Raw genomic sequence first — 12,117 nt, forward strand, 5'->3', positions numbered from 1 at the left:
CGTAGTGACCGAGCACAAGGTCATCGTCGACCGTTTCGTAGCTCTGAACGAGTCGACGACGCCACATCGTCTCTGCCTCGCCAACTTCTCGCAGTGGCAACTTACGCACGTTCGAGAACTGCGCGTACTTAACGGGCCGCAGGAGCCCGTCACGACGGCGCGTCCACATGCCGGTGCTCTCGGTCGAATGGCACACCTGCAGCAGACGTGGAGCTCGCGGCTCGCATCGCCAGCGGCGGACCTGGCGATCGTGGGCACGCTGGCCTGGCTTCGCGAGGAACTCGGCGCCTTCCTATGCGCTGAAGGCGAAGATCCCGACCGGACTACGAAACTGGCCTACGACCTCGCCAAGGCCTCGGCCAAGCACAAGCCCTACAGGGTGGACGTGGGGCATGGCTCGCTGGCAGATGTGATCTTGCCGAAGGACACGAAGGTGTCGACCTGGTTCACCAGGCTCTATCCCTCCTCTCGGCTGGAAGATCAGCTCCCGCTGCCCAAGGACCTGACAGCAGTGGTGCTCGATGGCAGCAGCGCCATCAAGCACCTCGCCGAGATTGAAGCCCCGGTTGTCATCTGTATTCTCGACCGGTCGGTGGCCGATGAGGTCGCCGCCGAGCTGATCGTGCAGCTTCGCAACACCCGTGGTGAGCCGGTCGCGACCCGCGAGGATCTCGGGTGGAGCCAACCGGCTGGAATTGAGGCTCTGGCGTTCACGGTGGCGCTATGAGTCGGATCGCGGACCTGAACCGCCGTTACGCCGCCGCAGCGTCGGTTGCGCTCAACGGCGTTGAAATCATCGCGGTCGGCGATCCGGCCGGAGCACGCCTTAACGCCGTGGTCCGCCGGTTGCTACTGGCCGTGCGCGACGACGGCCCCGGCCTGTGGGAGGATCTCTTAGGTGCGACCAAGGCGCTCCGGTGGCGCCTGATTACGCAGCCGCGGCCGGCCAGATACAACCCAGTGCTCATAGAGATGTGTGAGCAGGTCGGCCGTCAGGTCAACCGTCTTCGCGGTGCCGTGGGTGATGAGGCTTTGCTGAACGAACTGACCGCCGCTGCTCAGGCAGTCACCGAGGCAGTTTCCCCGCTCGGCGTCGTGCTCGTGCGCTTTATCGAAAAGGCCGGACCATCAGAGTGCGTGGTCGTTGCGACGAGCAAGCCAGCCCAGATCGCACTGGCAACGTGGCTTTGCGATCTGGGCACGCCGGTGCTGACTGCGGGCGAGCTGGAACGAGAGCAGCCAGACGTAGGCCAGGCACTTGTCGTGGGGCCACCACGGTTCTACCGGTCGTCACTGGTGACAGCGCCTGTAACGAGCATGGTGAAATTTTTTTTGCCCGCCTGGTTTGGTGACCGCTCGATCCCGCGGTCACCGATCGCCGCCTACGCCGACGGCGCGATTCGCGTCAAGGCCACAGTGTCGATCGAGGGTGACACTAGGGAGCCCGTTGACACGGATGGGCCGGACGAGGTGGAAGAGGACTTTCTTCCGCAGCCTAGTTGGAGCGGCAGGAAGTCCTCTGACCGGCTGCCCAGAGCCGACGAGGTTGCGGCGCGCAAGGTGCTACTGAGTGGCAACCTCGCCATCTATTTGGACGACGGCGACCGCATCCGGGCGCTCGATCCTGAGCAGCCGCCCGGCGAGCGCGTTGTCTACACCGAGGTTAACGCTGTCCGCCCGGGCACCTACTTGCTGCTGCGTCAGGGAGAGACCGAGCGTGGCGCTCTCTACCGGACCGCGCTAGCGCTCCTGCCTGCCAATGGTTCCGCTGTTGACGCAGCCCAAAAGGCATGGAAGAATGCGCTCGCTCGCCGTCTCGAGCTGATTTCCTATCCGGAGGCAGTTAGGGAACTCCGGGCCCGTGGCGTCAGGACCGCAGACCGGGTGCGAGCCTGGACTGATCCCGCTTTGATGCGCCCGAACCGCGACGAGGATTTCTATGCACTACTGAGTTGGCTCGACATCCCTATCCAGCCGACCTTCGGTCTGGCCACTATGCTGCGTCGGGCCCACCATCAGGCCAGTGCCAACCTGCGTGATCAGCTGGAAAAGGCCGTCTCCGAGGCGGACCTTTCCGCTATGGAACGCGACGGTCACTGGAGACTGGACATGGGCCGGGAGGGCGTGCGGGGGCTAATTGCGACGCGAGTACTGGCGACCTCCCCACACACTGAGATCGTACTCCGCCACGATGCGCGAGTGCCGTTCCGGGATCGGAGCGGGCAATGGCTCGAATGATGCCCGCCTACTGCCCCGGGGGCTCACCGCCGGGGGAGCGTGCCCTCTACGCAGCGCTGCAGTCAGGTGACGGCACCGACGACTGGATTGTGCTGCACTCTTTGGGCATCGCCGACCACGTCCGGGGCGTTGAGGGTGAGGCCGACTTCGTCGTCATTGTGCCCGGGAGGGGTGTGCTGGTCATTGAAGTGAAGTCGCACCGGACCATCAACCGGCTTGCGGATGGGCTCTGGAAGCTGGGCAATGATGCTCCGACCGCTCGGGGGCCATTCCAGCAAGCAAGCGAGGCGATGTACAGCATCAAGCACTTCCTCGAGAAGAGGGGAGTCGATCTGCGTTCGATCCCCATGCTCAGCGCCGTCTGGTTTACGCAGGTGCGGGCGCGCACGATGCTTCCCTCGACGCCTGAGTGGCACGACTGGCAGGTACTCGACCTCGAGGATCTGCGCAACGGCCCCGTCTCGGCCGTGCTGCGTACCCTAGCCAAGGGGGCGAAGCACCTCGACGACAAGATCAGATACTTCTCGTATGGCGGGCTCGGCCCGGATGGCGCAATGTCCGCGCGGATCGCCTCGTTGCTGAGACCTCGCTTCGAGATCGCTACCATTGCGGGCGACATGCGCCGAGTGCGCCAGGCGGAGCTCGTCACCTTTATCGAGGAGCAGTATCTCGCTCTGGACTCCATGGCCGACAACCAGGCGGTCCTGTTCGCGGGCCCGGCGGGTTCGGGTAAGACCCTGCTTGCCGTCGAGGCTGCCCAGCGTGAGGTCGCGCAAGGTAGTTCGGGCAGGCTGCTGTGCTTTAACAAGCTCCTCAGCCGGAAACTCTCCTCGGATTTCGGTGACGCCGCGGGGCTGACGGTCGGCACGCTGCATCAGGAGTTGCTGAGGATCTCGGGAGCTAGGGTCCCGCCCGGCGCCGGGGCTCCGTTCTGGGAGCGAGACCTTCCCGAAGCCGCGTTGGAGGTTCTGCTTGACCGGCCGGATCTCGCGGGTGACTTCCTAATTGTCGACGAGATCCAGGACATGGTCAGGGACCCTTATCTCGATGTGCTGGATCTGATGGTCCATGGTGGGCTGGCAAATGGTCGGGTTCTCCTCTTCGGCGACTTCGAGCGCCAGGCCATATTCGAGTCCGGTGATGTCCGTGCCTCGCTTGGTGTTCGCATCCCGCGCCTCAGCTCCCATCGACTGACCGCCAATTGCCGGAATCTGCCACGCATCGGCTACCAGGTGAACCTGTTCAGCAAACTACGGCCAGGGTACAGGCATTTCCGTCGGCAGGACGACGGTGTCGACCCGACCCTAGTGCCGTACAGGGCCGGGGCCGACCAGTCGCCACTGCTGGTGCAGGCCGTACGGGCGTTGAGAGATGAGGGCTACGAGCTTAACGAGATCGTTGTGCTCAGCCCGCTTCGGAACGGGTCTACAGCCCAAACAACGCCCGATTCTTGGCTCCGCCAGGTGCTGCACTCGGCCGATGGCCGGCACGGACGTCCAGGCCAGCTGCTGCATACCACCATCCAAGCCTTCAAGGGGCTTGAGGCGCCAGCTGTCGTGGTTACCGATCTGGACCACCGGCTGGTGCCGGGCTTCGAGTCGCTGATGTATGTCGGCATGACAAGGGCTACGGACCGACTCTTTGCCGTGATTGAATCCGGAACAGCCCGGATGATCGTGGGAGGAAAGCTATGACCGGCCTGCAAGCGCGGAAAGTCATTGAGGATGCCGTGCGCCGGGAGTTGTTCGGGCCGCAGCCCGGCGAGCCGCCGGCCGGCGTTCCCGTTGATTGCTCGACTGGGACAATTCACTTCGAGTCGGTTGAAGCGAGCCGCGGCCAGTTCCACGAGGCCACCACGTTCCAAGAGATCTTGACTCAAGCCGACCCACTGCGCCGCTATGGCATAGGCGTTCTTTACCCCGGTGCCTCGTCGCAGGCAACCACCGTGCTCAGCGATGGCGTCGATGGTGATGCGGACGTCACCTGGGTTTCGGGCCTAGGGGAAAGCGAGGACAATCCTGACGTTCCTCCGATCGAGATCCCGGGTACGCTCCACCAGGACGTCGCCGACTCGGATGACTTCGACCTGACCGACGCCAACCGCTTCAAGCCCTCTGCTATGGCGGTCTCCTTTAAGGTTCGCGTCAGGATGGGTGGCTCGCTCGAGCTGAGCGTCAGCGGCGCCTACTACGACCGGATCAATGTCCACGTCTCTGGGAGGACCAACCCGTGGACGTGGTGGCTGCGGCGACCATTCGAGCTCACAGGGTCGGTCCCCGGTGCCGTGGTGCTTTCAAGCACCAACAGGCTCTGGGAGGTTCCGATGGCTCAAGGCGGCGCTGAGCCCCTGCGCGTCACGCCGGCGGTTCAGGTTTTCAGCCGCCCAGTTCCCGGCGAGGCGGACCCCGAGCTGCGCCTGGTCACGGTCGCCATGCTAAACCGGGCAGCTGGCACTGGGCCAACAAGCGCGCTTTTCCAGATGGGCCTTAGCGTAGAAGCTGCAAAGGAGCTCACAATTGAGGCTTATCCCGAGGTCGAACTCCCGGATCGGGGTGAGGAGGAGCAGTCGATCGACCTGCTGTACCGGAACAAGCGCACATTCGCGGTGGGCCATGGCTGCGCCGCCAGCTGGGGAGGTGGCGAGGGGAGCGGGACTATCCAATGGGTGCGCGCTGACCCGCTTCCCGCGTATGAGGTCGTCAGCCTGACGCCCGACATCTACTTGACTGACGAGTCGGGCAAGCGTGTTCGGGTCAGCGTGAGCATGGCCGAACTCGCCATGGGCAGCGCGACTGGCCGAAGCCAGGTCGAGACAGTGCTCGCTCTTTACGGCGATTGGATCAACCGCCAGGAGGCGGAGATCCCAGGCCTATTGCCACGGTTCCGGGATGCCGCGCGGCGGCATGTGCGCTTGTGTAGGGAAGCACTCGGGCGCATGCGAACTGGCTGGAAGCTTGTCGGCTCCAACCCGCTCGCCGAGCGGGCGTTCCGACTGGCGAACGAGGCGATGCTCTTTCAGCAGGTTCGTTCCCGGCTACCTCTGCGCGATGTTGAGCGCGGGCGCGATGACATCCTCCGTCCATCTGGGCCGCACCCGGAAGCCACGCCGCAGGCAGGGCAGGGCAACTGGCGCCCCTTCCAGATCGCGTTCATCCTTGCAAGTCTTCCAGAGCTAGTGGAACCCAGCCGCGGAAGCCGGTCGCTCGTCGACCTGATCTTCTTCCCGACGGGTGGCGGCAAGACCGAGGCATATCTGGGGGCGTCCGCGATAAGCCTTCTCGCGCGCCGCCTGCGTAATCCCCAGGACGCTGGCACGGACACCCTCATGCGGTACACGTTGCGCCTGCTTACCGCCCAGCAGTTCCTGCGCGCGGCCTCGCTGATCTGCGTTCTCGAGGACATCCGCTCTAAAAACCAGGCCGAGCTCGGCCAGTCGGCGTTCGGCATCGGAATCTGGCTCGGCGGCACGTCGACACCCAACACCTGGAACCAGGCTGTCGAGAGTCTGCGCCGCATGCGGCGTGGAGCGAACGAGCAAAACATGTTCCTCCTCCTACGTTGCCCATGGTGTGGGACGCAGATGGGCATGAAACCCCGAAGCCGCGGTGGCCAGGACGTCATCGGCTACGAGCAGGTTGGCTCAAGGGTCATGATGCGCTGCATCGACCAATCATGCAGGTTCTCGGGACGCACCGGGCTGCCCGTCCACGTCGTCGACGAGGACATCTACGAGGTGCGGCCGTCAATTGTGATCGGTACGGTTGACAAGTTCGCCATGTTGGCCTGGCGTCCGATGGCCCGCCGGCTGTTTGGCCTGAATGACGATGGCAACCGGGATGTCTCCCCGCCAGGCCTGATCATTCAGGACGAGCTGCATCTGATCGCTGGGCCGCTGGGCTCGATGGTGGGCCTGTATGAACCCGTCATCGACGATCTCTGCACAGACAGGCGGAGCGAGAAGCCAGTACCGCCAAAGATCATCGCCTCGACGGCGACGATCCGCCGCTTCGCGGACCAAATCAGGGGACTCTTCGGACGTCATCAGGTGGCCTTGTTCCCGCCCCATGGACTGGAGGAAGGCCACTCCTTCTTCGCCGAGCCGGCCACCTTGCCGGATGGAAGTCCAGAGCCAGGGCGGCGGTATCTCGGGATCATGAGCGCGTCATTAGGATCGACACAGACCGTCCAGGTGCGGGTAACGGCAGCCACACTGCAGGCGGCCACTCTCATCCCGGAGGCAGACCGCGACGGCTACTGGACCAACCTAAATTTCCTCAACAGCCTTCGAGAACTCGGCAACACGGTCTCGCTCCTCCAGTCCGACGTCCCTGACTACCTAACCGCCCTTCGTCGACGCGACGGCATCAGCCCGCGCTGGCCGAGCGTCACGATGGAGCTCACGTCACGTCGACGCAGCGATGAGATCCCGAAAGCCATCCAGCAGTTGGAGACGAAGTTTGGCCAGCAGGGATGCGTCGACATCTGCCTAGCCTCGAACATCATCGAGGTCGGGGTCGACATCGACCGGCTCGGTCTCATGACGATCGTCGGCCAGCCGAAGACGACGGCGCAGTACATCCAGGTCAGCGGTCGAGTGGGTCGCCGCGTCGACGTGAGTCCCGGCCTTGTCATCACAATCTACGGGGCGGCCAAGCCACGGGATCGCAGTCACTACGAGCGATTCTGCACCTACCACCAGCAGCTCTACGCGCAGGTTGAGCCCACCTCGGTGACCCCCTTCGCCGCACCCGTCCTGCGCCGCGCCCTGCACGCAGCCACGATCGCGCACATCAGGCAGGTAACCGCTGGCATCGGACCGCACCCGTTTCCGCAGCCAGCCTATGAGCAGGCCATCGAGCTTCTGCGCGAACGGGCACAGGTCGTGGATCCAGATGAAGTTGAGGCCCTCGAGCGGATGGCCCGGCAGCGGGCACGCGAGTGGTCCATGTGGGAGCGTACCGAGTGGGAGGCAAACGCTATTGGTGCGCAGAGCGATCCCAAACAGGGACTAATGCGCTACGCGGGCACGCTGCCCGACCTGGGCAGCAGGGCGACCATCTGGGACGTACCGACAAGTATGCGCAACGTTGACGCGGAGTGCCGGCTGAGAATCTCGACGGCATACGCCCAGGCGGACGCCGGATATGAGGAGATTCCATGAGCACCGGGAACATGAGGCGGTCACAGCTCGTGACTCCGTTCGGCGTCGGCGCCATGAGCGTCCTTGTCAATGGCACATCGGTCATCACAGCCGGACTCGACCACTGGTATGACGTCGATGACGTGAACAACCTGGCGCTCGAGGAGTACCAGGAGCATGACTGGCGGTTGGAAGCCCGGCTGAGGGTTTCCGAGTTCCGGCTGCCACCCGACTGGCGCCAGCGGGGAACAGGAAACGACACGCGCAACGTTAGGCTGGCAGTCCCAGTGCTGCGCTTCCCCCGTTGGTCCTTCTGCATGTACTGCAAGCGGCTCAAGCTCAGCACGCTTAGCATGCAACAGCAGGAGCAGTGTCCCGACCGGGAGCACGGCGACCGGCAGTACAAGCCCCGGATGTCTCAGGTGCCGTTCGTGGCGATCTGCCGCAACGGCCACATCGATGATTTCCCGTTCGACAAGTGGGTCCATCGGTCCAACAACCCTCAATGCGCGGGTCTGCTCCGGCTGGTGTCCCGCGGCGGTAATGGCTTGGAAGGCCAGGTTGTCACATGCGGCTACGACGCAAAGGGCGATCGTGTCCAGGGCCTGGGTTGTGGGGCGGACCGTTCCCTTCAGAACATCACGGCCACGCTGCCCGCCTCCGTTGGTGAGGAGCACACCTGGCTCACGGACCGACTGGCCGGTCCAGAGGATCCCCACTACTGCACCGGGGCGCGCCCGTGGCTGCATCGGCTTGAGGGTGCGTGCGATCTACCTGTACGGGCTGCCCTACGTGCTGCGGGCAACGTCTACTTTCCGAAAGTCGAGTCCTCAATTTACTTGCCGCGCCAGGAGGGCACCGTCAGTGCGCAGATGCACGAGCTGATGCGTCACCCGGCGGTTAGCACCACCATGCGGACCCTGCACAGCATCTTTGGGCCAGAGCTCGATATTGGTCTCCTGCGCAAGCAGCTCGTGCAAAATGTCCCACCGGAACTGTTTAGGCCGATCTCAGACGACGAGCTCATGGCTGGGTACCGCGACTTCTTCGGTATCGGCGCCGAGCAGCCACAGCCTGCCGGGGACAGTGACGCAGAGCTGCTGACGGGTGACGAGGAATGGCGCCACCCCGAGTTCAAGCAGATCCGCGAGACTCCCAAGGACGACTACTTGACAGCGACCGACCCAGGAGTACACACCGCTTTGGAGCCATACCTGGAGCGGGTGCGATCGGTTGACATCCTGCGTGAAACAAGGGCGTTGCGCGGCTTCACGCGGGTCTATGACGAGGTACTACGGCTCAGCGTCGGGAAGGCGCTGCTGCGGCGCACACCGCTTCACCCAGACCAGGACTGGCTGCCCGCATACGTCGTCAAGGGCGAGGGGATCTACTTCGAACTTGACCCTGGGCGCCTAGCAGCATGGGAGGCCCGCGCCGAGGTGCAGCGGCGGGCCGACAAGATCGCTGCCAACTATGGTCTCGCCGCTCACCAGCGAGGCTTGCAGGACCGGCCGCTCACCCCGCGTTTCGCTCTCCTACACACGCTCGGTCACCTGCTGATCAACGAGTTGGTCTTTACGTGTGGCTACAGCTCAGCATCCCTGCGCGAGCGCCTCTACGTGTCGACGACCCCTGGCCGCGAGATGGCGGGCCTGCTGATCTACACGGCGGCCGGCGACTCTGAAGGCACAATGGGCGGGCTAGTGCGCATGGCGAGGCCGGACAACCTGCGCTCGGTCTTCGCTGCAGCCATCAGCGGCGCGCGTTGGTGTTCCACCGACCCGGTCTGCATGGACGTCGGCGAGAAAGGCCAAGGCCCCGACTCCTGCAACCTGGCCGCATGCCACGGGTGCGCGCTGCTGCCGGAGACGAGCTGTGAGGAGTTCAATCGATTCTTGGACCGCGGTCTTGTGACCGGGACCTTCAACGACCCCGATCTGGGATACTTCTCGCAGGTGGACCTCTGACAGCAGCACGGCGTCGCAACGCCTACCGCGCCACAGTCGGGAAGTCGAGCAAGATCCGAAGCTCCGACCGCGAGCCTCAAAGCGTTGCCTCGTTCCGCCACGATCCCGCTGCCCAGGAACTTGCACCACCTCGCCGATCCTGTCCGCATTCACAGCCATCTGCGTCCATCGCAATGGCGGCACCTCAACCCGCCCTGGCAAGCTCTACCCACTCTCGCTCACCTGTGCAATGGCGCCAGCTACACCCGCCTCGAAGCCGGGTTCGGCATCGGCGTCGCCTGGCGGTACGTCCGCGAAGCTGTCGACCTGGCCACCGCCATGGGACGCAACGCAGGCTGGCATACGCGATCCTCGACGGCATGCTAATACCGGTCGACCAGCGCCGACCAGCAACCCTCTTACTCCGGCACCGGCAAGACGGCACGGCGTGAACCTACAGGTCATCGCCGATGCGGTCGGCCGGCTGCCTGGGCCTCGTCGACGCTACCCCACGCCACCCATGGCTTGGGCGCGGCCCGCGTTCACGGCATCATCGACGCGCTGAAGAGCACTGCTTCCCCCGGTACCTTCTTGATCGTCCCCAGCCGGGGAGACCTCGGTCGCTCGACCCGCTATGAAATTCTGCCCTCTGTCGTTCGGATGGTCCGGGGTGTTGTGGCCACGTCGGGTGGCGCCGGCGGACCGCTGATAGGGACACGTCCACCCATGGGGCAGGTCTCTTCGTAACGTGGCTGCCGGCAGCTCAACGCCGTGGATCTGCGGCCGAGCACCACGCGGCGAGGACGTGGAGGCCCGAGAAATACTCCAAGAAAGGCTACAGCCATAAGTCATACTTGGGTCTGTGCTTACCTATTGCCGAGCTCCGTGAGCCACGAGTCGAGGCCCGACAGACGACCAGAATCAATGTGAGTAAGGGCACGGGCTATGCCCCTTCCGCGCTGCGGCACCGGCCCTCTATATGCGGCATACAGCCCTGCTGGGTTGACGTGCACGACAGCAGTGAACAAAGGGCTGTTCTGACGGCGTACTTCGCATGCCGCAGCGAGCCGCGCTGGATCAAATTCGTTAGTGATCAACACATATTCGAAGTCCTGACCAGCTTCTTCAAGTTGGTCGTAATCGCGAAAATCACTGACAAATTGTTCCTCGCGGTCACTCCGTACGCTCCACTTGCACGATACCAGGGTTCGCCTCGTTGAAACGTTATCAACGAGGGCAAGGTCTACCTGCCTTGTCTTACTATTCGCTCGCGGAGTTCTGAAACCAGGCAGGTGATGCAATGGCGGCCGGACAAAAATAGAATGTCGCTCAGCAATGGAGGGAATGCGGCGAAGAAGCGCAGCGACAGTGTCCTCGAAGCCTTCGCCGACAAGGTTCTTTCGTTTATTCTCAAAGCTAACATGGGCCTGGATTCGCTCGGTTAGGTTCCGCAGCAGCTCGGAAGGCGGCTTCTGCAGCAGGAACGGCTCCAGTGATCCGGTGATAATCGATTCTAGTTCCGGGTCTTCGCCCGGCTCAGGTAGACCCATTCCCTCGTACGGCTTGCGTTGCTCGGCAACAGCAGGAAGCAATCGTCCTCGGTTTTTCGCAGCCGCCAGGGCCAAGTCTGCGGTCGCATTTCGGAAAAGCAGGTCGATGTGTTTGTCCAGATCGCCCGGGTCGACGCCTAACGCCCCTGCAACCCATACGTGAAACGCGAGGCTGCGGGCGTACCAGGGGCGGCCAGGCTGGCACTTGTCGCTTTCGTAACAGTGCGCCAGCCCGGTAGTTCGATCTATCCAGAGCAGGAGGCGGTAGACGTCACGCCAGGCAAGTGCCGGATCAACATCCTCACCGCGCGGGAAGTAGTCTCTGAGGAGCCTCGCTCGGTTCTCCTCCCCGAATGCCCGCGCACCGACGGCACTCTGGACAACCGGCGGGGCAGCCTCAAGACCGGGGATGGCCACCTGGTTTCCGCTCACCTCGTCGACAATACTAGAGATGTCCATGCGGCACCGCCCTGCGCCCAGCGGCCGATCCGTAAACTCGTATACTATATGACCGATTTGTACGAATCCCGCACCTTCGGACAGGAGGTTAGTCTCCTGCGGCTAGCATCGCCCTCAAGTAAATTCACCGCTTATAGGCGACCCCTCGGGCGACGCGTCCGCCCCGTGAGGTGAGCATGCATAGCTTGCTCTACGGTAGAACCAGTACTCGACAGCAAATTATCGCAGCGCCGGTAAGGACCAGCCTCGAACCGGCTTAAGTCTTTGCCCATAACAGGAGCCGGGAGGCCATGGCCGATCATCTGTCGAAACAAGGCCGTTCTCGGGTAATGGCCGCTATTCGCTCGAAGAACACCAAGCCAGAACTCGCATTGCGAGGGGCTCTACGGCTATTCGGCGCACCGGGCTACCGAATACACCTCAGATCGTTGCCCGGGAGGCCAGATATCGCCTATACTCGCTGGAGGCTCGCCATATTCGTGGATGGCGTATTCTGGCACGGTCACCCCGATCACTTCAAGCCCGAATCTGCGAAGCCATACTGGAAAGAAAAAATTTCGCGGAACCAGGAGCGCGATCGCGAAAACGACGCAGCCCTAGCCGCGATGGGGTGGACGGTGCTAAGGATTTGGGACCTCGAGGTAAAGAGCGATCCAAGCACCGCCGCGCGGCGAGTGACCGAGCATCTTCGGGAGCTAGGCTGGAATCCCAGGCGGCCGAGCAACTCTCCTCATGGCGCTAGAGAAGGGTAGCAATGAGTAGCTCCTGTAATTGGGCTTAGCGT

The 12,117-nt window shown here is 63.3% G+C and carries 7 protein-coding genes and 1 pseudogene; 7 read left to right on the top strand and 1 reads right to left on the bottom strand.

Annotation, left to right across the window (positions count from 1 at the left end; translation table 11 throughout):
• Window positions 1–4 precede the first annotated feature (4 nt).
• The 6 genes and pseudogenes from GA0070614_RS02580 to GA0070614_RS30915 form a co-directional block, all read left to right on the top strand.
• Window positions 5–727: a hypothetical protein gene (locus GA0070614_RS02580; protein WP_197701404.1), complete on the top strand. Its 723-nt coding sequence runs from the start codon at window positions 5–7 to the stop codon at window positions 725–727.
• A complete protein-coding gene (locus tag GA0070614_RS02585) occupies window positions 724–2,238 on the top strand; it encodes a hypothetical protein (RefSeq protein WP_088974472.1) in 1,515 nt (504 codons plus the stop codon). The genes GA0070614_RS02580 and GA0070614_RS02585 overlap by 4 nt, the downstream gene beginning before the upstream one ends.
• Window positions 2,226–3,932, top strand: a complete 1,707-nt coding sequence (locus GA0070614_RS02590; RefSeq protein ID WP_197701405.1) for a nuclease-related domain-containing DEAD/DEAH box helicase — start codon at window positions 2,226–2,228, stop codon at window positions 3,930–3,932. The genes GA0070614_RS02585 and GA0070614_RS02590 overlap by 13 nt, the downstream gene beginning before the upstream one ends.
• Window positions 3,929–7,399, top strand: a complete 3,471-nt coding sequence (locus GA0070614_RS02595; RefSeq protein ID WP_088974474.1) for a helicase-related protein — start codon at window positions 3,929–3,931, stop codon at window positions 7,397–7,399. Before GA0070614_RS02590 ends, GA0070614_RS02595 begins: the two co-directional genes overlap by 4 nt.
• Entirely contained in the window at window positions 7,396–9,345 is a 1,950-nt protein-coding gene (gene drmB, locus GA0070614_RS02600; protein ID WP_172892351.1) for a DUF1998 domain-containing protein, read from the top strand. Before GA0070614_RS02595 ends, drmB begins: the two co-directional genes overlap by 4 nt.
• Window positions 9,346–9,429: 84 nt before the next feature.
• Window positions 9,430–9,945 (top strand): annotated as a pseudogene (locus GA0070614_RS30915) (IS5/IS1182 family transposase); the annotation flags it as partial.
• Window positions 9,946–10,190: 245 nt separating this feature from the next.
• Here GA0070614_RS30915 and GA0070614_RS02605 read toward each other — a convergent pair.
• On the bottom strand, window positions 10,191–11,333 hold the full coding sequence (locus GA0070614_RS02605; RefSeq protein ID WP_197701406.1) for a hypothetical protein: 1,143 nt from the start codon (window positions 11,331–11,333) through the stop codon (window positions 10,191–10,193).
• Between the two features lie 290 nt (window positions 11,334–11,623).
• Between GA0070614_RS02605 and GA0070614_RS02610 the strand changes: the two genes are divergently transcribed.
• Complete coding sequence (locus GA0070614_RS02610) at window positions 11,624–12,085, top strand: very short patch repair endonuclease (protein ID WP_088974475.1); 462 nt, start codon at window positions 11,624–11,626, stop codon at window positions 12,083–12,085.
• Window positions 12,086–12,117: the final 32 nt, after the last annotated feature.

The sequence above is a fragment of the Micromonospora coxensis genome (assembly GCF_900090295.1).
Taxonomy (GTDB): Bacteria; Actinomycetota; Actinomycetes; order Mycobacteriales; family Micromonosporaceae; genus Micromonospora; species Micromonospora coxensis.